Genomic DNA, 20,700 nt, shown 5'->3' on the forward strand with positions numbered 1-20,700 from the left:
CACCCCAGCCCTCTCCCGGAGGGAGAGGGAGCTGTCCGGCGCGAGGGGGAAGTTTGGAGTCATCCTGATACTCCTCACTCCCCCGTCGTTCCTGCGCGGGAGCGTAGGGCGTATAACCGTTCGCGGTTATACGCCGTTGGCTGGGGCACCGATGCCATCGTGACTGTAGGAGCGAGCTTGCTCGCGAACGGAGTTTCCTGGTGGCGTAGGTGCTAGGGTTAAGAGCGCCCTCTCCCCAGCCCTCTCCCTGAAGGGAGAGGGGGCGTTTGGAGTGAAGGGAGAATCCTGAGTCAGCCTGAAACTCCTCCCCCCGTCATTCCCGCGAACGCGGGACGCGGCTCCATCGCGAACAGCGCTTGCGCTGGCCCGAAGGGGAATAACCCAGAGACTGCTAGGTTCGCGAGCAAGCTCGCTCCTACGAAGAACCATTCCGGGCGACTTCGAAGTGGGCGCGGAAGACGGTTTCCACAATCAGCCATTGACCATCGATGCGCCGGTAGCGGTCCTGATAGAACCCACCCAACTGCCGCGTAGCGCCGGTCTCGCCGTCGCAGTTCTGATAGTGCAGCGCCCAGCGCGCGCAGGCGTTGTCTTCATCTTCCAGCTCGATTTCCGGATTGGCCGCATGGTGCAGGTCGATCACCCGCGGCACGCAGGCCAGTTCGCGGTACAGCGCCAGGAACGGCTCACGACCATGGAAGGTGCCCAGCGGGCCGTAGTCGATCAGCACCGCACCGCTGGCGAAGCAGGCGCGGATGGCGTCCACGTCCTTCAGGTCGCAGGCGTTGAGGTAGCGGTGCTTCAACAGGCGGATGGCCTCCAGCGCCTCCAGGCGCGCGACGCGTTGCTCCAGGCTCATTCCGGCCTCCGCTCCAGGTTCATCTCGCCCCAGTAGGCCTTCATCGAACGGATGCGGCCCTGGGCGTCGAATTCCATCACGTCGATCACATGGATGCTGCACGGCTCGCCGTTCCAGTTCAGATCGACGCGGAACGGCATGGCGCCGCAGCCGTTGCCGGTGACGCGCACCGGCCCGGTGAGCTGGGCGCTGGCCTCGGCGCGGCCCAGGCCCTCGCGGTAGAAGCGGGCGATGGCCTGCAGGCCCTGCAGCGGCGGCGACCCCACCGGGTCCTCCACCACCGCGTCGTCGGCGTACAGCGCGAGGATGCCGTCGATGTCGCCGGCGTCCACCAGTTCCACGTAGCGCGCCATGCGCCGGCGGATCAGCTGCGCGTCCATCAGGCCACCTCGAACAGCGCCGCGGCGCCCATGCCGCCGCCGATGCACATGGTCACCACCACGTAGCGCACGCCGCGTCGGCGGCCCTCGATCAGCGCGTGGCCGACCATGCGCGCGCCGGACATGCCGAACGGGTGGCCAATGGCGATGGCGCCGCCGTTGACGTTCAGGCGCTCGTCGGGAATGCCCAGCTTGTCCTGGCAGAACAGCACCTGGCAGGCGAAGGCCTCGTTGAGTTCCCACAGGCCGATGTCGTCCACCTTCAGCCCGTGGCGCTTGAGTAGCTTGGGCACGGCGAACACCGGGCCGATGCCCATCTCGTCGGCATTGCAGCCGGCCACCGCCAGGCCGCGGTAGATGCCCAATGGGCGCAGGCCGCGGCGCTCGGCCTCGCGGGCTTCCATCAGCAGCGACACCGAAGCGCCGTCGGACAGCTGCGAAGCGTTGCCGGCGGTGACGAAGCGCCCCTCCCCGCTCCACTGGCCGCCCTGCCACACCGGCTCCAGGGCCGCCAGGCTCTGCAGGCTGGTGTCGGCGCGGTTGCATTCGTCGCGCTCGATCAGCACCGATTCGTGGCGGCTTTCGCCGGTTGCCTTGTCGACCACCAGGCGCTGCACCTGCAGCGGCAGTATCTCGTCGGCGAACAGACCGTCGCGCTGGGCGGCGGCGGTGCGCTGCTGGCTGCGCAGGGCGTAGGCGTCCTGGGCCTCGCGGCTGATGCCGTAGCGCGCCGCGACTATCTCGGCGGTCTCGATCATCGGGATGTAGGCCGCCGGGTCGCGCTCCAGCACCGCGCGGGATTGGTTGCGGTAGGCGTTCTTGTGCTTGTTCTGCACCAGCGAGATGGACTCCAGGCCGCCGGCCACGGCGATGTCCAGCTCGTTGCAGGCGATGGATTTCGCCGCCAGGGCGATGCTCATCAGCCCCGACGCGCACTGGCGCTCCACGGCCATGCCGGCCACGCTCGACGGCAGGCCACCGGCGATGGCACACAGGCGCCCGAGGTTGTAGGCCTGGGTGCCCTGCTGGGCGGCGGCGCCGATGATCACATCCTCCACCTCGCCCGGCTCGACGCCGGCGCGGCGCACCGCCTCGGCCACCACCGCGCCGCCCATGAGGGGCGCCTCGGTGTCGTTGAAGGCGCCGCGGAAGGCCTTGCCGATGGCGGTGCGGGCGGTGGAGACGATGACGGCTTCTCTCATGTGCGATTCCTCGGGTTGTTGTAGGAGCGAGCTTGCTCGCGAACCGTTGCCGCTGCGGGGCCGGGGTTCGCGAGCAAGCTCGCTCCTACGAAGAGCCCCTTACGCGGGGTAGTAGCGGCTGATGGTGTCCACCACGCAGCCGGGGCGGTCTTCGCCGTCGATCTCGACGCTGACGCGGATGGTCGCCTGCACCGCGCCCTTCACCGCCTCGGCGGCGACCAGCTCGGCGCGGCCGCGGACCCGCGCGCCGGCCTTCACCACGTTGGGGAAGCGCACGCGGTCGCAGCCATAGTTGACGCCCATGGCGATGCCGCGCACCTCGACTATCTGCGGCAGGAACAGGTTGACCAGCGCCAGCGTCAGGTAGCCGTGGGCGATGCAGGCGCCGTAGGGGCCGCTCGCCGCGCGCACGGGGTCGACGTGGATCCACTGGTGGTCGCCGGTGGCCTCGGCGAACCGGTCGATGCGCGACTGTTCGACGCGCAGCCACTCGCTCTCGCCCAGGGTTTCGCCGACGCAGGCCAGCAATTGTTCGGGGTGTTCGAAGACGCGTGGCACGTCAGGCCCTCTGGCTGGAGACCGAGAGCACTTCGCCGGTCATGTAGGAGCTGTAGTCGCTGGCCAGGAACATCATCACGTTGGCGATCTCCCAGACTTCCGCGGCGCGGCCGAAGGCCTCGGTGGAGGCCAGCTTGTCCAGCAGTTCCTGGGGCGCGGATTTGCGCAGGAAGTCGTGCAGGGCGATGCTCGGGCTAACCGCGTTGATGCGGATGCCGTGTTCCGCCGCCTCCAGCGCGGCGCAGCGGGTCAGCGCCATCACTCCGGCCTTGGCGGCGGCGTAGTGGCTCTGCTCCTTCTGCGCGCGCCAGCCGAGCACCGAGGCGTTGTTCACGATCACCCCGGCGCGGCGTTCCATCATGTGCGGGAGCATGGCGCGGGTCATGCGCATGGTGCCGGTGAGGGTCACGTCGAGCACGCGATTCCACTCTTCATCGGTCATCTCCACCAGCGTGCGGGAACCGCCGAGGCCGGCGTTGTTGATCAGCACGTCGACGCCGCCCAGGCGCTCTTCGGCGGCGGCCACCAGGGCGCGCACCTGGGCCTCGTCGGTGACGTTGCAGACCTGCCCGTGGACCGCCTGCAGCCCGCAGGCCTGGCGGATGCGCTGCACCGCCTCGGCCAGGCGGCCTTCGTGGATGTCACTGACCATCAGCGCCCGGCAGCCTTCCTCGGCGGCGCGCAGGGCGGCGGAGAAGCCGATGCCGGCGCCGGCGGCGGCGGTGATCAGCACCGACTTGCCGCGCAGCAGGCCACGGCCGGATACGTATTCGGGTTTGAGCATCGTTGTCACTCCTGGCGGGGCGTCTTGGGTTCGCGGGGCAGGCCGAGGGCGCGCTCGGCGATGAGGTTGCGCTGGATCTCGTTGCTGCCGCCGTAGATCGTGTCCGAGCGACTGAACAGGAACAGGCCCTGCAGGCGGTTCAGCGCGTAGGGCGCGCCGTCGAGGATTTCCGCCTCGGCGCCGAGCGCGTCCATGGCCAGCTTGCCCAGGCGCGCGTGCCAGTCGGCCCAGCACAGCTTGTAGATCAGCGCCTCGCGGCGCAGGCTGCCGTCCTGGGCGCCGGAGAGCATGCGCAGCGAGTTGTAGCGCAGCACCTTGAGCCCGCCCCAGGCCTCGGCCAGGCGCTGGCGCAGCAGCGGGTCGCGGGCGGCGCCGTTGGCGCGGGCGACGCGGATGACCTCGTCCAGTTCATTCTGGAACTGCATCTGCTGGCCGAGGGTGGAAACCCCGCGCTCGAAGCCCAGCAGCGCCATGGCGATCTTCCAGCCGTCGCCCGGCGCGCCGAGCAGGTTGTCGGCGGCGGTCTCGGCGTCGTCGAAGAACACCTCGTTGAACTCCGAGGTGCCGGTCAGCTGCTCGATGGGCCTCACCGTGATGCCCGCCTGGCGCATGGGCACCAGCAGGAAGGCCAGGCCCTGGTGGCCGACGCTGCCCGGCTCGCAGCGGGCGATGACGAAGCACCAGTCGGATTCGTGGGCCAGGGAGGTCCAGACCTTCTGCCCGTTGATCTTCCAGACGTTGCGTGCGGCGTCGAAGGTGGCGCGGGTCTTCACCGCCGCCAGGTCGGAGCCGGCGCCCGGTTCGGAATAGCCCTGGCACCAGAACTCGCGGCCGCTGACGATGCCCGGCAGCAGGCGGCGCTTCTGTTCGTCGCTGCCGAAGGCGGCGATGGTCGGTCCGGCCAGGCCTTCGCCGATGTGGCCCATGCGCCCGGGGCCGCCGGCGCGGGCGTATTCCTCGTGGAAGATCACCTGCCGATTGATCGACAGGCCGCGCCCGCCGTGCTCCTTCGCCCAGCCGACGCAGGTCCAGCCGCCCTCGGCAAGCTTGCGTTCCCAGGCCTTGCGCTCCTCGGGGAACGAGTGTTCGTCGCCGGGCCCGCCGCGAAAGCGCAGCGGCTCGAATTCGCCGCGCAGGTTGTCCGCCAGCCAGGCGGCCACTTCGGCGCGGAAGGCTTCGTCGGCGGCATCGAATCCGATCTTCATGGGCGTTCCTCCAGGATGGCCGCGGCGATGCGCTCGCGGTGCCAGGCCGGGCTGCCGAACAGGCCCTCGCCGGCGCGGGCGCGCTTGAAATACAGGTGCGGGTCGTACTCCCAGGTGAAGCCGACGCCGCCGTGCAGCTGGATGGATTCGGCGGCGCAGTGGAAGAAGGCTTCCGAGGCGTGGGACTTGGCCACTGCGGCGGCCAGCGGCAGTTCGGCGGCCAGCGCCGGATCGTCCTCCTCCAGCACGGCCTGGGCCACGCAGGCGGCGTAGTAGAGCGCCGAGCGGGCGCATTCCACCTGCAGCATCATGTCCGCCATGCGGTGCTTGAGCGCCTGGAAGCCGCCCACCGGGCGGCCGAACTGGCGGCGCTCCTGGGTGTAGGCGACGGTGAGATCGAGGGCCTGCTGAGCGCCGCCGACCTGCTCGGCGGCCAGGGCCACGGCGGCCAGTTGCAGGACCTTGTCCAGCCGCGGCCAGGCGCCGCCGGCCTCGCCCAGCAGGGCGTCGGCGGGCAGGTACAGGCCGCTCAGTTCGATTTCCGCCAGTTGGCGGGTCTGGTCCAGGGTCGGCAAGGCGCGGCGTTGCAGGCCGGCGCTGGCGGCGGGCACGGCGAACAGGCTGACGCCCTCCTCGCCCTGGCTGCCCGGTCGGCGTGCGGGAATCAGCAGCAGGTCGGCGCTGTGGCCGTCGAGCACCGGGCGCAGGCGGCCGTCGAGGACGAAGCCGTCGCCTTCGGCACGCGCCTGCACCTGCACGGCACCGGCCGCGGGCGCGCCTTCGGCGCCCAGGGCCAGGGTGGCGCCCAGGCTGCCTTCGGCCAAGCCGGGCAGCCAGCGTGCCTGTTGCGCATCATTGCCGAGCACGCGCAAGGCGCACACGGCCAGGGCGCAGGCGAAGAACGGCAGCGGCGCCAGGCGCCGGCCCAGTTGTTCCTGGACGATGGCCAGCTCGACGAAGCCCAGCCCCAGGCCGCCATGGGCCTCGGGCACCAGCAGGGCCTGCCAGCCGAGTTCGTCGCGAACGCGCTGCCAGAGCGCCAGGTCATGCCCGCCGGCGGCCATGGCCGCGCGCACGGCGCTGGAGGGTGAAGCATCGGCGAGGAAGCTCTCCGCGCTGTCGCGGATCATCTGCTGCTCGTCGGTGAAGGCGAATTCCATGGGAAGCGGCCCTGTCGGTTCGGATGGCCGCAGTCTGGCGGGAGTCGGTGCGAGGGGAATCGTCCGAATGGACGTGGGCAGGAAAAGCCAGGGAACAACGGTACCTGTAGGAGCGAGCTTGCTCGCGAACCGGCCTCGCAGCGGGGCTGTTCGCGAGCAAGCTCGCTCCTACGAAAAGCGGCAGCGGCGCCGGAGTCAGGCGCCGTAGACCTTCTGGGGCGGGGTGGCGCGGTCGATGAGGGCGTCGACCGCCTCGCCGATTTCTTCCGGCAGCCAGCGCGCGCCCTTGTCGCGTTCCGGGCCGCGGCGCCAGCCGTCGGCGATGGAGAGCTTGCCGCCTTCCACTTCGAACAGCCTGCCGGTGACGTGCTGCGAGGCTTCGCTGACCAGCCAGGCCACCAGCGGCGCGACGTTTTCCGGGGCGAAGTGGTCGAAGCCCGCTTCGGGCTTTTTCATCACCTCGGCGAACACCTGCTCGGTCATGCCGGTGCGCGCCGCCGGGGCCAGGGCGTTGGCGGTGATGCCGTAGCGCGCCAGCTCCGCCGCCTGCACCAGGGTCAGGGCAGCGATGCCGCCCTTGGCCGCCGAGTAGTTGGACTGGCCGATGCTGCCCTGCAAGCCGGCGCCGGAGCTGGTGTTGATCAGGCGGGCCTGGACCTTGGCGTCGGCCTTGACCTGCTCGCGCCAGTGGCGCACGGCGTGGCTGGCGATGCAGAAGTGGCCTTTGAGGTGCACGTTCATCACCGCGTCCCAGTCGGCCTCGGTGAGGCTGGCGAACATGCGGTCGCGGCAGATGCCGGCGTTGTTCACCACCGCGTGCAGGTCGCCGAAGGCGGCGATGGCGGCCTGGACGATCTCGCCGGCCTCGGCGTAGTCGGTGATGTCGTGGCAGTCGCCGATGGCGTTGCCGCCCTGGTCGCGGATCAGCGCCACCACGCCGGCGACGGCTTCGCGGTTGATGTCGTTGACCACGACGTTGGCGCCTTCGGCGGCCAGGGCCAGGGCGTAGGCGCGGCCGAGGCCGCCTCCGGCGCCGGTGATGATGACGGTGCGGGATTTGCAGAGGGGCATGGGGTGTACTCCTGGAATCAATGCGGTAAGTCTCTGGGTTCCCGCGTTCGCGGGAATGACGGGGGAACCAATATCCGGGCGTCATTCCCGCGAACGCGGGAACCCAGTGAACCGCTACAGCCGTTCGATAATGGTCACGTTGGCCTGGCCGCCGCCTTCGCACATGGTCTGCAGGCCGTAGCGGCCGCCGCTGCGTTCCAGTTCGTGGAGCAGCGTGGTCATCAGCCTGGCGCCGGTGGCGCCCAGAGGGTGGCCGAGGGCGATGGCGCCGCCGTTGACGTTGGTGCGCTCGTGGGGGTAGCCGGTCTCGCGCAGCCAGGCCAGGACCACCGAGGCGAAGGCCTCGTTGATCTCCACCCGGTCGATGTCGTCCAGGCGCATGCCGGCCTTCTTCAGCGCGTATTCGGTGGCCGGGATGGGCGCGGTGAGCATCCACACGGGGTCATCCGCGCGCACGCTGAGATGGTGGATGCGCGCGCGTGGCGTCAGGCCGTAGCGCCTAAGGGCGCGTTCGGAGACGATCAGCAGCGCGCTGGCGGCGTCGCAGGTCTGGCTCGACACGCCGGCGGTGACGCGATCGCAGCCGAACAGGCTTTCCAGCTCGGCCATCTTCGCCAGGCTGGTATGGCGCGGCGTCTCGTCATGCTGCACACCGGCCAGCGGGACTATCTCGCGGGCAAAGCGGCCTGCCTCGATGGCGCGCAGCGCGCGCTGGTGCGACTCCAGCGCGTAGGCTTCCAGCGCTTCGCGCCCAAGGCCCCACTTCTCGGCGATCATCTGCGCCGAGCGGAACTGGCTCGGCGGCGTGGCGCCGTAGCGCTTCACCCAGCCCTCGGAGCCGCTGAAGGGGTCGCCGAAGCCCAGCGGCTCGGCAGCGGTCATGGCCGAGGAAATCGGAATCTGCGTCATGGTCTGCACGCCGCCGGCCACCACCACGTCCTGGGTGCCGCTCATCACCGCCTGGGCGGCGAAGTGCACGGCCTGCTGCGAGGAGCCGCACTGGCGGTCCACGGTGGTGCCGGGCACGCCCTGGTCGAGGCCGGCGGCCAGCCAGCAGGTGCGGGCGATGTCGCCGGCCAGCGGGCCGATGGTGTCGACGCAGCCGAAGATGACGTCGTCGTAGTCCGCGTCGGGGATGCCGTTGCGCTGCACCAGTTCGCGCAGCACGTGGGCGCCCAGGTCGGCGGCATGGATGTGCGCCAGGCCGCCCTTGCGCTTGCCGGTGGGCGTGCGCAGGGCGTCGACTATGTAGGCTTCTGCCATTTCGCTCTCCTCAGCGGCCGAAGGTGTGGCCGGCGCCGGCCTGGACAGCACCGGCGAACAGCGCCTGGCACAGCCGCGCCTTGTGCAGGCTGCGGTCGCCCCAGACCTTGTCCAGGGCCCAGGCGCGCTTCATGTACAGCTGCAGGTCGACCTCCCAGGTGTAACCCATGGCGCCGTGCACCTGGATGGCGTTCTTCGCCGCCAGCTGCGAGGCCTCGGCACAGGCCAGGCGCGCCTGGGACACGTGCAGCGCGGCCAGCCGGTGGCCCTCGGCGAGGGACTGCGCGGCGCGGTACAGCGGACCCTTGGCGAATTCGATGAGCACCGCGACGTTGGCCATCAGGTGCTTGACCGCCTGGAAGCTGCCGATCGGCTTGCCGAACTGCTTGCGCTCGAAGCTGTAGTCCACCGCCAGGTCGACCATGCGCCGCGCCAGGCCCAGCTGCTGCGCGGCGCAGGCCAGGGCGCCGCGCTCGAAGGCCGCGCTCCACAGGGCGCGGGCCTGCTCGCCACGGGCGACGCAGGTGGCGGCGGATGGCGTCCAGGCCACGGCGAACAGGCGCCGCGCCGGGTCCAGCACCGCGTTGCCGGTGAGCTGCACGGCCTCGCGCGGCACGGCGTGCACTTCATCATGGCTGCCGAGGATCAGCAGGTCGGCGACGTGGGCATCGGCCACCAGCAGGTTGTCCGGGTGCCCCACCGCCAGGCGCGCGCGGCCTTCGGCGATGCGCCCCAGCCAGTCGGCCTTGAGCGCCTCGTGCTCGTCGCCCAGGGCGGCCAGCAGCGGCGCGCCGACCAGCACGGTGTCCAGCAGCGGTTCGGCCAACGCCGCGTAGCCGCATTCCTGGGCCGGCAGGACCCAGTCGGTTTCGTCCAGGCCCAGGCCGCCGTAGGCCTCGGGCAGGTTGAGGGCGGTCAGGCCCAGCTCGGCCAGTTGCGCCCAGAGTTCGTCGCTGCGCCCGCTGTCGCCGGCCCACAGCTCGCGCTGGCGCTCGGGGGGCACCTGGTTGGTGAGGAAGGCGCGCACGCTGTCGTGGAAGCGCAGCTGGTCGTCGTTGAAGGTGAAGTCCATGGCCATGCTCCTCAGGCGCGCGGCATGCCGAGCATGCGTTCGGCGATGATGTTGCGCTGGATTTCGTTGGTGCCGGCGTAGATCGGCCCGGCCAGGGAGAACAGGAAGCCGTCCAGCCAGCGCCCCACCTCGCCCGCGGCGGGCGCGCCGGGCAGCAGTTCGGCGCGGGCGCCGAGGATGCTCAGGGCGGTGTCGTGCATGCGCTGGTCCAGCTCCGACCAGAAGATCTTGTTGGTCGAGGACTCCGCGCCGATGCGCCCGCCCTGCTGTAGGCGCGAGGCGGTCATGTAGGTGCTCAGGGTGTAGGCCTCGGCGTCGAGCCAGGCGCGCATCACCGCCTCGCCGATGGCCGGGTCGCGGTCGGCCGCCTCGCGGTTGTCCAGGTACAGCTGCAGCAGGCGCCGCGCGGTTTCCTGGAAGCGCGCCGGCGAGCGCAGCATCAACCCGCGCTCGAAGCCGGCGGTGGACATCGCCACGTGCCAGCCCTGGCCTTCGCCGCCCAGCACGTTCTCCACCGGCACCCGCACGTCGTCGAAGAAGATTTCGGCGAAGCCCGGCAGGCCGTCGAGCTGGGCGATGGGGCGGATGGTGATGCCGGGGCTGTCCAGCGGCACCAGGATGAAGGTCAGGCCGTGGTGGCGGCTGGAGGCCGGGTCGGTGCGGAACAGGCCGAACAGCCAGTCGGCCCAGACCGCGCGGGTGGACCAGGTCTTCTGGCCGTTGATGACGAAGTGCTCGCCGTCGCGCTCGGCGCGCGAGCGGATGGCCGCCATGTCGGAGCCGGCGCCCGGTTCCGACCAGCCCTGGGCCCAGACGTCCTCGCCGCGCGCCATGCGCGGCAGGAAGCGGGCCTTCTGCGCCTCGCTGCCGAACTCCATCAGCGTCGGGCCGAGCAGGAAGATACCGTTCTGGTTGACCCGCCCGGGCGCGCCGGCGCGGTAGTACTCCTCCTCGAAGATCAGCCACTGGATCAGGTCGCAGCCGCGCCCGCCATAAGCCTCCGGCCAGGTGACCATGCCCCAGTGGCCGTCGTGCAGGCGTGCCTCCCATTCGCGGTGCAGGCGGAAGCCTTCCTCGGTGTCGTAGGAGGGCAAGGGGCGCTTCGGCACGTTGGCCGCGAGCCAGCTGCGGACCTCTTCGCGGAAGGCCTGTTGTTCGTTGTTGTAGTTCAGGTCCATGGGCTGTCGCCTGCGGTCAGTTGAATTGCGCTTCGCGCTTTTCCACGAAGGAGTCGCGCGCTTCCTGGGAGTCCAGCGAGCGGTAGGCCTCGAGGGTGAAGCCCTGCTCCCAGCGGTACTTGTCTTCGAGGTTGCCGTCCTCGATGCCGGTCAGCGCTTCCTTGGCCAGGGCGATCATCCGCGGGCTCTTGGCGGCGATCCTGCGCGCCACCTCCAGCGCCGCCTCGCGCAGTTTCTCGCGCGGCACCACGCGCTCCACCGCACCCAGGCGGTAGGCCTCGTAGGCGTCGATGGGCTCGCCGGTGAAGTACATGTGGCGCACCTTCTGCACCGGGAACAGGCGCTGCAGGTGGGCGCCGCCGCCCATGGCGCCGCGGTCCACCTCGGGCACGCCGAAGCTGGCGCATTCGCTGGCGACGACGATGTCCGCCGCGCCGCACAGGCCGATGCCGCCGCCGAGGACGAAGCCGTGCACGGCGGCGATCACCGGCTTGGGATTGCGGTGCACGGCCTTGAAGCTGTCGTAGTTGCCCTTGTTCACCGCCACGATCAGGTTGCCGTCGGCGGCCAGTTCCTTGATGTCGACGCCGGCGCAGAAGCCGCGGCCCTCGGCGCGGATGACGATGACCCGCACCGCGTCGTCGCGGCCCAGGCGTTCCAGCGCCTCGGCGATGGCCGCCCAGCCGGCGCAGTCGAAGGCGTTCACCGGCGGGCGGTCGAACACCAGCTCGGCGATGTGCTCGTGGATGTCAACGCGAAACGGTGGCATGGCGGTTCTCCTGGGACAGTTGCGGGTCTACCCGGCGGGCCAGCTCGGCGAGCCGCGCCCCGGCCTGGGCGACGATGGTCTGGATGATCTCGGCGCACGGCGGGCGGGCGGCGAGCAACGCGGCGACCTGCCCGGCCGGCAGCACGCCGTCCTGCGGCTGGCCGTCGACCATGGCCTTCTGGATCACCATGGGCGCGTTGGCCGCCAGCAGCGCCTGGCTCAGGCTCAGCTCGCCGCGCTCGCGCAGGGCCTGGAGCATCTGCCCCCAGCCGATGCCGGACAGGCGCCGGTAGGCCAGCGCGCAGTGCAGCGCCAGGCGCAGGCGGCGCAGCGGGCCGGCGGCCTCCAGGGCATTGAGCAGTTCGTTGCGGATCATCCGCTGCGGCAGGCCGTCGAGGGCGCGGCTGACGATCACCGCCGCCGGGTCCTTCACGCCCAGGTAGCGCGCCAGGGTGGCCTCGGGCACCGGGCTCTCGCGGCTCATCAGAAAGCGCGTGCCCATGGCCACGCCCTCGGCGCCCAGGGCCAGCGCAGCCACCAGGCCGGCGCCGTCGTGGAAGCCGCCGGCGGCCACCACCGGCACCTGCACGGCCTCGCGCACCTGGGCCAGCAGCAGCGAGGTCGGCACCGAGCCGGTGTGCCCTCCGCCCTCCCCGCCCTGTACGGTGACGATGTCGGCGCCCAGCTCCACGGCCTTCCGCGCGTGCTTGAGGGCGCCCACGGTGGGCATGCAGACCACCCCGGCCTCCTTCAGCCGGGCGATCAGCTTCGGCCCCGGCGAGCGGCTGTAGCTGACCGCGCGCACGCCGTGGCGCAGCACCAGCTCGACGATCTCGCCGGCGTTGGGCTGGTACATGTGGAAGTTGACGCCGAACGGCTGTGCGCTCAGCGCCTTGGTTTCGAGAATCGCCGCCTCCATGCGCTGCGGCTCGATGGTCGCCCCGGCGAGGAAGCCGAAGCCGCCGGCGTTGCCGGTGGCCGCCACCAGGCGCGGGTCGGCCACCCAGCCCATGGCGGTCTGGATGATCGGGTAGCGGCAGCCGAGCAGGCGGCTGACGCGGGTGCTCAGGTCCGCGCTCATCGGCCGCCCTCCGCCGGCTCGCGCTGGGAGCTGGCCATGGCGCGGGCGTCGTAGCCGCCCAGGCGGTCGCCGGAGACCAGCTCGTTGTGGGCGTGGGCGAAGTGGTGCAGGCCGAACACCATGTCCATGGTGGCGCGCTTGCCCATCAGGTCCTCGGCGTTGTTCACCGCCTGCTTGGCCAGCTGCAGGCCCAGGCGCGGCATTTCGGCGATGCGCCGGGCCATGTCGAGGGTCACGTCCGGCAGCACGTCGCGCGGCACCACCTTGTTGACCATGCCCAACTGCCAGGCGCGCTCGGCCGGCATGCGCTCGCCGAGGAAGAGGAATTCCTTGGCGATGCGCGGGTTCAGTTCATGCACGTGGGCGAAGTACTCCACCCCGGGGATGCCCATGCGCACCACCGGGTCGCGGAAGTAGGCATCGTCGCTGGCGACGATCAGGTCGCACACCCAGGCCAGCATCAGCCCGCCGGCGATGCACGCGCCCTGCACCATGGCCACGGTCGGCTTGGGCATCTCGCGCCAGCGCCGGCACATGCCCAGGTACACCTCCTGCTCGCGGGCGTAGAGGAACTCGCCGCCGGGCTTGTTGACGTGGTCGTACCACAGGCTGGCGCGCTCGAAGCTCTGGTCGACGTCGCGCCCCGGGGTGCCGATGTCGTGGCCGGCGGAGAAGTGCTTGCCGGCCCCGCGCAGGACGATGACCTTGACCGCGTCGTCGTCGCAGGCGCGGCGGAAGGCCGCGTCCAGCGCGTAGGTCATGCGCGAGTTCTGCGCGTTGTGGTACTCGGGGCGATTCATGGTGACCAGGGCCAGCGGGCCCTGCACCTCGTAGAGCACGACTTCCTCGTTCATGGCCGTGCTCCTGCGGCGCGGCGGTCGCCCGGCGGGTCGTCCTTGAGCTGGCGGGCGCGCAGGTTGTGCGGGTCGAGGCGGCGGATGAGTTCCAGCTGCTGCGCCGTGGGCGCTGCGGTGGTCGGAATCCGTGCCGGCAGCGCCAGGTCGAAGCCGGTGTTGTCCAGCACCTGGGCCAGCTCCACGCCGGGGTGCAGCGAGCGCACGCGCATCTGCCGCTGCGGGCCCTGGAAGTCGAGCACGCAGAGGTCGGTGACGACCAGGCGGATGTCGATGTCGTCCAGCGTCCAGCCACGGGCCAGGCGCGCCGGGTTGTAGCCCACCGAGGCGACCATGTCGACCTCGCCCTCGACGAACACCCGGCGGCTGTGCGCCGGCACGAAGAAGGAGTTGGCGTGGCTGATGGAGTTGCCGGGGAAGCCGCGCACCCCGAGCATCTGCGCCTTGGGCCGGGCGTAGTCGCCGATGCAGGAGATGTTCGCCTGGCCGAAGCGGTCGACCTGGGTCGGCCCCACCAGCGCGTGGCGGCGCCCGCCCCAGACGTTGTCGAAGATGCGCGAGAAGCCCATCCAGCTGTCGAACTTGGGCACATAGCCGTTGCGCGCGCCCAGCGGCACCGGCTCGCCGACCATGAAGGCCTCGGAGTCGGTCATCAGCAGGTCGCGGTTGCAGCTCTGCATGGCCAGGGAAGCGGCCAGCCGGGGGATCACCCCGATGCCGCTGGCGAGCACCTCGCCGTCGTCGCGCCAGCACTCGCTGGCGGCGCTGATCAGCAGTTCGGCGAGGCTGTAGGAAGCGTTTGCGTCAGTCATGGTTCGGCCTCGTCAGAACACCGGCAGGGGCAGCTTGCGGAGCGCGTCGAGCCCGCCGACCTTGTCCAGGTAGGCCGCCTCGCCGTCGCGGATGAATTCGTCGTAGTAGCGCTGCCAGCCGCCCTCCTCCTGGGCCGAGGCGTTGTAGCGCTGCAGGTGCGCCACGTCGAAGCCGTACAGCGGCGCGCAGGCGCTGGGGTGGGCGCCGCCGGGGATGTGCGCCACGCCGCGGGTGAGGTTGCGCTCCCAGAACACCTGGCGCGCGGCCTGCGGGTTGGCGTGGAAGTATTCGGGCTCGACCAGCTCGTCGCAGCTCGCGTAGGTGTTGGCGGCGGCGCGGGCGAAGAGGTCGTCCATGTAGTGGTCCGGCCCCTCGATCTGGCAGACGCCGCGGGCGTCGGCGCGGTCGACGTGGAGCAGCGCGGCGTCCAGCTTCAGCGCCGGCATGGCGACCCAGTCGCGGCCGTCGGCGTAGGGCGAGGCCACCAGTTTGATCTGCGGGTTGTGCGTCAGCACGTCGGTGCCCAGGCCCACCGCGGTGGGGATGAAGGGCACGTGCATGGCCGCGGCGCGCAGGCCCAGCAGCAGCATGCCTTCGTCGATCTCCATCACCTCCAGCTCGCCGGCCTGGCGCGCCTTGCGGAAGTACGGCTCGAGCGGGATGAAATCCAGCGAGACGAAGGCGAACACCAGCTTCCTGACCTTGCCAGCGGCGCAGAGCATGCCGACGTCGGCGCCGCCGTAGGCGACGATGGTGAGGTCCTTGAGGCCTGAGCGGAGAATCTCGCGGACCAGGGCCATGGGCTTGCGCCGCGGGCCCCAGCCGCCGATGCCGATCGTCATGCCGTCGCGCAGCTGGGCGACCACCTCGGTGGCCGTCATGCGTTTGTCCATGCTGCGCTCCTTACTGCCGGCCGACGCTGAAATCGTGGCCCCAATGGCTGACCACGGTGCTTTCGAAGGGGGTGTGCGCCTGCCAGTCCACCTCCAGCCCGCCGTGGCCGTACTCGATGTCGAAGCCGCCGGGGCTGCGCATGTAGAAGGACACCATCTGGTCGTTGGTGTGCTTGCCGAGGGTGGCCGACAGCTGCACGCCCTGGGCGTGCATGCGGTCCAGCGCGCGGCCGACGTCGTCGAGCGCGGCGGTTTCCAGCATCAGGTGCACGCAGCCGCTGGGGATCGGGCATTCGAAGATCGCCAGGGAATGGTGGCGGGCGTTGTTGCAGTGCATGAAGTGGATGCGCTTCTCCGGCTCCTGCGGGTCGGGGGTGAAGCGCACCTTCATCAGGTCGGACAGGCCGAAGCCCAGCACCTGCTCGTAGAAGTCGCGGCAGCGCTCGAAGGCCGGCGCCGGCAGCACCACGTGGCCCATGCCCATGGCGCCGGTGACGAAGCCGCTGACGCCCACCGGCGAGACGAAGGGCCTGAAGTCCTGGCAGGGGCCCCAGAACAGCTCGTGGCGGTTGCCGTCGGGGTCGCGGAACAGGGCGACTTCCTGCACCTTGCGCAGCGCGCAGTCGGCGGCGCTGCCGCGCTCGACCTCCACGTCGGTGCGCTGCAGCTCGGCGATGGCCTGCTCGAAGGCGGCCTTGCCGGCCACCTCCCAGCCGCTGGCGCCGTAGCCGTCACGCTCGTCGCGCAGCACCAGCACGCGGTAGCGGCGCTCGTCCATCTTCAGGTACAGCGCGTCCTCGGGGGCGGCGTCGTCCACCATCATGCCCAGCACCTGGCCGGCGTAGCTGCGCCAGCGCTCCAGGTCGCTGGCCAGGACGGTCACGTAGCCCAGTCCTCGGATATCCATGGGTGCTCTCCTCATCGTTGTCGCGGGCCCGCCGCAGGGGCCACTGGTGATGGGGATTCAAACAGCGCCGGGCAGGCCCAACATCGTCCGATGGGACTAGCGCGAAAGCGGCGCCCGGCGGGGCCTGCGCGCGCCCGTCCGGCGCAGCGCCGGACACACCGCGTAGGCCCCTGGCCATCTAGGCCGAACGGACGATTCGATGCCCCGGCGGCGCGTCCATGCTCGCCCGCAAACAACAACGAGCAGCCCCGAGGCGCCCATGAACGCAGCCACCTCCCCGGCCCGGGATCCGTTCGCCCGCGCCGGCATCAGCGCCGCCGCACTGAGCGAACTGCTCGACCTGGTCTACCGCGGCCCCCTGGAAAGCACGCCCTGGGCCAGCCTGCTGGAAGCCCTGCGCCAGCGCTGCAGTGCCAGCTTCGTCACCCTGGTGCTGCGCAACCCCGACCACCAGCGCCCAGGGCTGATCGTCAACGCCTCCGCGCACGGCCCGCACCTGCCCGGCGAGCCCTCCTACAGCGAGCACTACTACGCCATCTGCCCCTTCCTCGACTGGCCCGCCGGGCAGGTCGCCAGCGCCGACCGGGTGCTGGGCACGCCGCAGTGGCTGGGCCACGACTTCTACCGCCACTACCTGGCGCCGCTGGACCTGCGCTACGTGCTGGTGGCGCGGATGCTCAGCGCCGGCGGCATGCACTGCGCGCTGTTCGCCTGCCGCGACCACGCCGGCGAGGATTTCAGCGAGGCCGACCTGGCCCTGGTAGAACTGCTGCTGCCGCACCTGCAGCAGGCGGTGGACCTGCACTCCACGGTGGACCAGCTGGAATCCGAACGGCGCCTCTACGCCCTGACCATCGACCGCCTGCTGGTGGGCACCGCCATCCTCGACACCCACGGCCGCCTGCTACGCTGCAACGGCGCCGCCCAGAGCCTGCTGGACAGCCGCGACGGCCTGGAATGCCGGCAGGAGCGCCTGCAGGCCTTCGCCCGCCAGGACAACCGCAACCTGCAGAGCGCCATCCAGACCGTGCTGCAGCGCCGCGAGCGCGACGACGAGGTGGAAGTCCTGGCCCTCACCCGACCCAGCGGCGGCATGCCGCTGAACTTGCTGCTGCGGCCCATCGCCCTGCACCACGAAAGCCGCGGCGACGCCCGCCAGCCGGCGGTGGCGGTGTTCATCCGCAACCCCGCCGACTCGCCCCAGGCCTCGCGCACCCTGCTGCGCAGCCTGTTCCAGCTGACCCGCAGCGAAACCGAAGTGGCCATGCAGATGATGGACGGCCTGACCCTCGACGAAACCGCCGACGCCCTGGGCGTATCGCGCAACACGGTGCGCGCGCACCTGCGCGGGGTGTTCGCCAAGACCGGCGTGACGCGCCAGGCGGAGCTGGTCAAGACGCTGCTCAACAGCGTCGCCTCGCTGGCCTGAACGGGCGGTTCAGAAGATCGACAGGTCGTAGCCGGCGATCAGGCGCACCTCGTCCACGTCCCGCGCCCGCCGCACCGCCAGTCAGAGGTCGCCGATCCGCGCCAGCTCGCGCTGCAGCCCGTCGCGCTCCAGGCTGGCGAAGGGCAAGGCGAAGAAGGCCCGGCAGCGTCGCTCGATGTGCGCCAGGGTGGCGCGGAAGGCGTCGTCCAGCTGCGCTTCGTCGCCCTGCGCCGTGGAAGGGTCCTCCAGGCCCCAGTGGGCTTTCAGCGCCGGGCCGAAGTACAGCGGGCAGGCTTCGCCCGCGGCCTTGTCGCAGACGGTGATGACGATGTCCGGTGGGTTGTCCGCGAAGGCGTCGTTGCCCTTGCTGCTCAGGCCTTCGGTGGCGATGCCGGCACGCTCCAGCGTCGCCAGGCTGCGCGGCAGCACCTGTCCGCCGGGAAAACTGCCGGCGCTCACCGCCTCGAAGCCTTCCGGGGCCAGGTGGTTGAACAGCGCTTCGGAAAGGATGCTGCGGCAGCTGTTGGCCGTGCACATGAACAGGACTCGCATGCAGAACTCCTCCGCTTCGTGGCGGACGTCAGAGGCTCAGGCGCAGCGCCAGGGCCGAGAGGGTGACGAGCAGGACCGGCAGGGTCAGCAGGATGCCGACCCTGAAGTAGTAGCCCCAGGTGATGCGGATGCCCTTGCGCGCCAGCACGTGCAGCCAGAGCAGCGTGGCCAGGCTGCCGATGGGGGTGATCTTCGGCCCCAGGTCGCAGCCGATGACGTTGGCGTAGATCATCGCCTCGCGGACCACGCCCTCGGCGGCGCTGGCCTGGATCGCCAATGCGCCCACCAGCACGCTGGGCATGTTGTTCATCAGCGACGACAGCGCCGCCGACAGCAGGCCGGCGCCCAGGGCCGTGGCCCACACGCCCTGCCCCGCCAGGCCGTCCAGCAGGCGGGTGAGGAAGTCGGTGAGGCCGGCGTTCTTCAGGCCGTAGACCACCAGGTACATGCCCAGGGAGAACACCACCACCTGCCAGGGCGCCTCGCGCAGCACCCGCCGGGTGGAGATCACATGGCCGCGGGCGGCGACGGCGAAGAGCACCGCCGCGCACAGCGCCGCCACCGCGCTGACCGGGATGCCCAGCGGCTCCAGGGCGAACAGCCCGAGCAGCAGCGCCAGCAGCATCCAGGCACCGACCGCGAAGGTGGCCGGGTCGCGGATCGCCTCCCGCGGCGCCGGCAGTTGGTCCACGGCATAGCGCTGCGGCAGGTCGCGGCGGAAGAACAGGTACAGCGCCAGCAGCGTCGCGGCGACGCTGGCCAGGTTCACCGGCACCATCACCGCGGCGTACTCGGCGAAGCCCAGGCCGAAATAGTCGGCGGAAACGATGTTCACCAGGTTCGACACCACCAGCGGCAGGCTGGCGGTGTCGGCGATGAAGCCGGCGGCCATGACGAAGGCCAGGGTCGCCGCCGGCGAGAAGCGCAGCGCCAGCAGCATGGAGATGACGATGGGGGTGAGGATCAGCGCCGCCCCGTCGTTGGCGAACAGCGCGGAAACGGCGGCGCCCAGCAGCACGCAGAAGGCGAACAGGCGCCGACCGCTGCCGCCCGCCCAGCGCGCCACGTGCAGCGCCGCCCAGGCGAAGAAGCCGGCCTCGTCCAGCAGCAGGCTGATGACGATGACCGCGATGAAGGTGGCGGTGGCGTTCCAGACGATGGCCCAGACGGTGGGGATGTCGTGCAGCGACACCACGCCCAGGGCCAGGGCGACCAGCGCGCCGGCGCTGGCGCTCCAGCCGACGCCCAGCCCCCTGGGCTGCCAGATGACGAGGACGAGGGTGAACAGGAAGACGGCAGCGGCGAGCAGCATCGAGGCGGGTTCCGGGAGGGGTTCAGCAGCAGCTGGCGCGCACGGGGCGGCCATCCATGTCGCGCAGGCGGGCGGCGCTTTCCTTCAGCCAGTCGGCGTTGGCCTGCAGGGTGACGCGCAGCACCTCGTGGACCCAGGCGGGCAGCGCCGGGTTGAGGCGGTAGTACACCCACTGCCCCTGGCGGCGGTCGAGCAGCAGCCCGGCAGCGCGCAGCTGCGCCAGGTGGCGGCTGACCTTGGGCTGGCTGTCGCCCAGCGCGCACATCAGCTCGCAGACGCACAGCTCGCCCTGCTCGGCGATCAGCAGGGTGGCGCGGGCGCGGGTCTCGTCGGCCAGGCACTTGAAGACTTCGGGGGGCGCGATCATCGGGGGCACCAGAACATATGGAAAGTCGAATATACGGATTTCCATATGTGAAAGACAACTCCGGGCGCGCCTTCAAACGCCCCCGGCGGTTGCCGCCGAGGGCCCCCGCCTTATGTCAGGCCAGCAGGTCTTCGTAGAAGGCCCCGTAGGGCTTGTGCGGGTGGGCGATCTGGATTTCCAGGATCCACAACCCGCCGTTGGGGTGCTCGGCGTAGTCGCCCAGGTCGCCGGCGCGGTAGATGGCGTGGGGGAAGTCGCTGACGCGGTGGCCCTTGATGTCCAGGTTGAGCTTCCAGCCCAGCGCCTCGGCCTGGGCATGGGCGAAGTCGTACAGCGCCACGCCGCTGCAGCGGGTGTCGCGCCAGTGCGCCTCGACGCGCTGGAACAGCTCCTTGGCCGCCGCCGCGCAGGCCGCCATCTCGGCGTCGTCGCCGACCACGAAGGTAGCCCCGGCATCGCCTTCGTGGCCGCGCCAGACCACGCCCATGTCGATGAAGAAGATGTCGTTCGCGCCCAGCAGCGGGTCGCCGTCGGAGCGCTGCTTGAAGGTCTTCAGGGTGTTGGCGCCGAAGCGGATCAGCAGCGGGTGCCAGATGCGCTGCATGCCCAGCTCGGCCAGCACCTGCTTGCCGATGGCGGTGGCCTCGGACTCGCTCATCCCCGGGCGGATGGCCGCGGCGATGGCGTCCACGGCCTCCCAGGTGCGGGCCTGGGCGTATTTCATCAGTTCCGGCGCATAGTTCGCGCCCACGGCTTCCTTGGCGTACACGGCGGTATTCATTCGGGCAGTCTCTGCGGAGTCCTCGGGATTTCGGCGTATAGAGTTCTACATAGCGATAGCCGAATGCAACTGTCGTCGCGGGTGCCGGATTTCCAGCCGATCGGAGATTGCCTGCAGGGACAGGCGCCTGTAGGGCGTATAACGCTCCGCGTTATACGCCGCTTGGCCGTGGCTCCGGGGCGCTTCGAATCCGGCCCCGGAGCGGACGGT

Annotated in this window: 22 protein-coding genes; 1 reads left to right on the forward strand and 21 read right to left on the reverse strand. The window is 70.6% G+C overall.

Going from position 1 to position 20,700, the window contains the following annotated elements:
- Positions 1–415: 415 nt before the first annotated feature.
- From ACTWJ5_RS19560 to ACTWJ5_RS19640, 17 genes are all read right to left on the reverse strand, one after another.
- Positions 416–859 carry a nuclear transport factor 2 family protein gene (locus ACTWJ5_RS19560; RefSeq protein ID WP_444436351.1) on the reverse strand — a complete coding sequence of 148 codons (444 nt, stop codon included), beginning with the start codon at positions 857–859 and terminating at the stop codon, positions 416–418.
- Complete coding sequence (locus ACTWJ5_RS19565; protein ID WP_116425074.1) at positions 856–1,242, reverse strand: steroid Delta-isomerase; 387 nt, start codon at positions 1,240–1,242, stop codon at positions 856–858. The genes ACTWJ5_RS19560 and ACTWJ5_RS19565 overlap by 4 nt, the downstream gene beginning before the upstream one ends.
- Positions 1,239–2,441, reverse strand: coding sequence for an acetyl-CoA C-acyltransferase (locus tag ACTWJ5_RS19570; RefSeq protein WP_444436352.1), 1,203 nt, complete (start codon positions 2,439–2,441; stop codon positions 1,239–1,241). Before ACTWJ5_RS19570 ends, ACTWJ5_RS19565 begins: the two co-directional genes overlap by 4 nt.
- A gap of 99 nt (positions 2,442–2,540) precedes the next feature.
- Positions 2,541–2,999 carry a MaoC family dehydratase gene (locus tag ACTWJ5_RS19575; protein ID WP_253390625.1) on the reverse strand — a complete coding sequence of 153 codons (459 nt, stop codon included), beginning with the start codon at positions 2,997–2,999 and terminating at the stop codon, positions 2,541–2,543.
- 1 nt (position 3,000) lies between these two features.
- The gene (locus ACTWJ5_RS19580) at positions 3,001–3,783 is read right to left on the reverse strand and encodes an SDR family oxidoreductase (RefSeq protein ID WP_116425040.1); all 783 of its coding nucleotides are present in this window, start codon (positions 3,781–3,783) and stop codon (positions 3,001–3,003) included.
- Between the two features lie 5 nt (positions 3,784–3,788).
- Positions 3,789–4,988 (reverse strand): acyl-CoA dehydrogenase family protein, encoded by a 1,200-nt coding sequence (locus ACTWJ5_RS19585; protein ID WP_444436353.1) that lies wholly within the window; start codon positions 4,986–4,988, stop codon positions 3,789–3,791.
- Entirely contained in the window at positions 4,985–6,148 is a 1,164-nt protein-coding gene (locus tag ACTWJ5_RS19590) for an acyl-CoA dehydrogenase family protein (protein ID WP_444436354.1), read from the reverse strand. Before ACTWJ5_RS19590 ends, ACTWJ5_RS19585 begins: the two co-directional genes overlap by 4 nt.
- 195 nt (positions 6,149–6,343) lie before the next feature.
- Positions 6,344–7,219: an SDR family oxidoreductase gene (locus ACTWJ5_RS19595; RefSeq protein ID WP_444436355.1), complete on the reverse strand. Its 876-nt coding sequence runs from the start codon at positions 7,217–7,219 to the stop codon at positions 6,344–6,346.
- A 114-nt stretch (positions 7,220–7,333) separates the two neighbouring features.
- On the reverse strand, positions 7,334–8,482 hold the full coding sequence (locus ACTWJ5_RS19600; RefSeq protein WP_261748449.1) for an acetyl-CoA C-acetyltransferase: 1,149 nt from the start codon (positions 8,480–8,482) through the stop codon (positions 7,334–7,336).
- 10 nt (positions 8,483–8,492) lie between these two features.
- Entirely contained in the window at positions 8,493–9,554 is a 1,062-nt protein-coding gene (locus ACTWJ5_RS19605; RefSeq protein WP_253390631.1) for an acyl-CoA dehydrogenase family protein, read from the reverse strand.
- An 11-nt stretch (positions 9,555–9,565) separates the two neighbouring features.
- On the reverse strand, positions 9,566–10,732 hold the full coding sequence (locus tag ACTWJ5_RS19610) for an acyl-CoA dehydrogenase (protein ID WP_074981681.1): 1,167 nt from the start codon (positions 10,730–10,732) through the stop codon (positions 9,566–9,568).
- Between the two features lie 16 nt (positions 10,733–10,748).
- Positions 10,749–11,501 (reverse strand): enoyl-CoA hydratase family protein, encoded by a 753-nt coding sequence (locus ACTWJ5_RS19615; RefSeq protein ID WP_253390632.1) that lies wholly within the window; start codon positions 11,499–11,501, stop codon positions 10,749–10,751.
- On the reverse strand, positions 11,482–12,582 hold the full coding sequence (locus tag ACTWJ5_RS19620; RefSeq protein WP_253390633.1) for an NAD(P)H-dependent flavin oxidoreductase: 1,101 nt from the start codon (positions 12,580–12,582) through the stop codon (positions 11,482–11,484). Before ACTWJ5_RS19620 ends, ACTWJ5_RS19615 begins: the two co-directional genes overlap by 20 nt.
- Positions 12,579–13,436: an enoyl-CoA hydratase gene (locus tag ACTWJ5_RS19625; protein WP_074981675.1), complete on the reverse strand. Its 858-nt coding sequence runs from the start codon at positions 13,434–13,436 to the stop codon at positions 12,579–12,581. Before ACTWJ5_RS19625 ends, ACTWJ5_RS19620 begins: the two co-directional genes overlap by 4 nt.
- Positions 13,433–14,248, reverse strand: a complete 816-nt coding sequence (locus ACTWJ5_RS19630; protein ID WP_444436356.1) for a CoA-transferase subunit beta — start codon at positions 14,246–14,248, stop codon at positions 13,433–13,435. The genes ACTWJ5_RS19625 and ACTWJ5_RS19630 overlap by 4 nt, the downstream gene beginning before the upstream one ends.
- A gap of 12 nt (positions 14,249–14,260) precedes the next feature.
- Positions 14,261–15,142, reverse strand: coding sequence for a CoA transferase subunit A (locus ACTWJ5_RS19635; protein ID WP_253390635.1), 882 nt, complete (start codon positions 15,140–15,142; stop codon positions 14,261–14,263).
- Between the two features lie 10 nt (positions 15,143–15,152).
- Positions 15,153–16,049 carry a VOC family protein gene (locus ACTWJ5_RS19640; protein ID WP_253390636.1) on the reverse strand — a complete coding sequence of 299 codons (897 nt, stop codon included), beginning with the start codon at positions 16,047–16,049 and terminating at the stop codon, positions 15,153–15,155.
- A gap of 259 nt (positions 16,050–16,308) precedes the next feature.
- Between ACTWJ5_RS19640 and ACTWJ5_RS19645 the strand changes: the two genes are divergently transcribed.
- On the forward strand, positions 16,309–17,478 hold the full coding sequence (locus ACTWJ5_RS19645) for a helix-turn-helix transcriptional regulator (RefSeq protein ID WP_253390637.1): 1,170 nt from the start codon (positions 16,309–16,311) through the stop codon (positions 17,476–17,478).
- An 81-nt stretch (positions 17,479–17,559) separates the two neighbouring features.
- On the opposite strand, the gene ACTWJ5_RS19650 is transcribed toward ACTWJ5_RS19645, so the two are convergent.
- The 4 genes from ACTWJ5_RS19650 to ACTWJ5_RS19665 form a co-directional block, all read right to left on the reverse strand.
- On the reverse strand, positions 17,560–18,030 hold the full coding sequence (locus tag ACTWJ5_RS19650; protein ID WP_069866039.1) for an arsenate reductase ArsC: 471 nt from the start codon (positions 18,028–18,030) through the stop codon (positions 17,560–17,562).
- Positions 18,031–18,058: 28 nt separating this feature from the next.
- Positions 18,059–19,342 carry an arsenic transporter gene (locus ACTWJ5_RS19655; protein ID WP_253407234.1) on the reverse strand — a complete coding sequence of 428 codons (1,284 nt, stop codon included), beginning with the start codon at positions 19,340–19,342 and terminating at the stop codon, positions 18,059–18,061.
- A 22-nt stretch (positions 19,343–19,364) separates the two neighbouring features.
- Complete coding sequence (locus ACTWJ5_RS19660) at positions 19,365–19,709, reverse strand: metalloregulator ArsR/SmtB family transcription factor (protein WP_069866041.1); 345 nt, start codon at positions 19,707–19,709, stop codon at positions 19,365–19,367.
- A 115-nt stretch (positions 19,710–19,824) separates the two neighbouring features.
- Positions 19,825–20,490, reverse strand: coding sequence for a M24 family metallopeptidase (locus ACTWJ5_RS19665; protein WP_253407233.1), 666 nt, complete (start codon positions 20,488–20,490; stop codon positions 19,825–19,827).
- Between the last annotated feature and the right edge of the window lie 210 nt (positions 20,491–20,700).

The organism is Pseudomonas sp. A6, from assembly GCF_052367875.1.
Classification (GTDB): domain Bacteria; phylum Pseudomonadota; class Gammaproteobacteria; order Pseudomonadales; family Pseudomonadaceae; genus Pseudomonas; species Pseudomonas citronellolis.

Coding starts and splice junctions, on each gene's coding strand:
- ACTWJ5_RS19560 (WP_444436351.1), bottom strand. CDS start 859: ATGAGCCTGGAGCAACGCGTCGCGCGCCTGGAGGCGCTGGAGGCCATC.
- ACTWJ5_RS19570 (WP_444436352.1), bottom strand. CDS start 2,441: ATGAGAGAAGCCGTCATCGTCTCCACCGCCCGCACCGCCATCGGCAAG.
- ACTWJ5_RS19580 (WP_116425040.1), bottom strand. CDS start 3,783: ATGCTCAAACCCGAATACGTATCCGGCCGTGGCCTGCTGCGCGGCAAG.
- ACTWJ5_RS19585 (WP_444436353.1), bottom strand. CDS start 4,988: ATGAAGATCGGATTCGATGCCGCCGACGAAGCCTTCCGCGCCGAAGTG.
- ACTWJ5_RS19590 (WP_444436354.1), bottom strand. CDS start 6,148: ATGGAATTCGCCTTCACCGACGAGCAGCAGATGATCCGCGACAGCGCG.
- ACTWJ5_RS19595 (WP_444436355.1), bottom strand. CDS start 7,219: ATGCCCCTCTGCAAATCCCGCACCGTCATCATCACCGGCGCCGGAGGC.
- ACTWJ5_RS19600 (WP_261748449.1), bottom strand. CDS start 8,482: ATGGCAGAAGCCTACATAGTCGACGCCCTGCGCACGCCCACCGGCAAG.
- ACTWJ5_RS19605 (WP_253390631.1), bottom strand. CDS start 9,554: ATGGACTTCACCTTCAACGACGACCAGCTGCGCTTCCACGACAGCGTG.
- ACTWJ5_RS19610 (WP_074981681.1), bottom strand. CDS start 10,732: ATGGACCTGAACTACAACAACGAACAACAGGCCTTCCGCGAAGAGGTC.
- ACTWJ5_RS19615 (WP_253390632.1), bottom strand. CDS start 11,501: ATGCCACCGTTTCGCGTTGACATCCACGAGCACATCGCCGAGCTGGTG.
- ACTWJ5_RS19620 (WP_253390633.1), bottom strand. CDS start 12,582: ATGAGCGCGGACCTGAGCACCCGCGTCAGCCGCCTGCTCGGCTGCCGC.
- ACTWJ5_RS19625 (WP_074981675.1), bottom strand. CDS start 13,436: ATGAACGAGGAAGTCGTGCTCTACGAGGTGCAGGGCCCGCTGGCCCTG.
- ACTWJ5_RS19630 (WP_444436356.1), bottom strand. CDS start 14,248: ATGACTGACGCAAACGCTTCCTACAGCCTCGCCGAACTGCTGATCAGC.
- ACTWJ5_RS19635 (WP_253390635.1), bottom strand. CDS start 15,142: ATGGACAAACGCATGACGGCCACCGAGGTGGTCGCCCAGCTGCGCGAC.
- ACTWJ5_RS19640 (WP_253390636.1), bottom strand. CDS start 16,049: ATGGATATCCGAGGACTGGGCTACGTGACCGTCCTGGCCAGCGACCTG.
- ACTWJ5_RS19645 (WP_253390637.1), top strand. CDS start 16,309: ATGAACGCAGCCACCTCCCCGGCCCGGGATCCGTTCGCCCGCGCCGGC.
- ACTWJ5_RS19650 (WP_069866039.1), bottom strand. CDS start 18,030: ATGCGAGTCCTGTTCATGTGCACGGCCAACAGCTGCCGCAGCATCCTT.
- ACTWJ5_RS19655 (WP_253407234.1), bottom strand. CDS start 19,342: ATGCTGCTCGCCGCTGCCGTCTTCCTGTTCACCCTCGTCCTCGTCATC.
- ACTWJ5_RS19660 (WP_069866041.1), bottom strand. CDS start 19,709: ATGATCGCGCCCCCCGAAGTCTTCAAGTGCCTGGCCGACGAGACCCGC.
- ACTWJ5_RS19665 (WP_253407233.1), bottom strand. CDS start 20,490: ATGAATACCGCCGTGTACGCCAAGGAAGCCGTGGGCGCGAACTATGCG.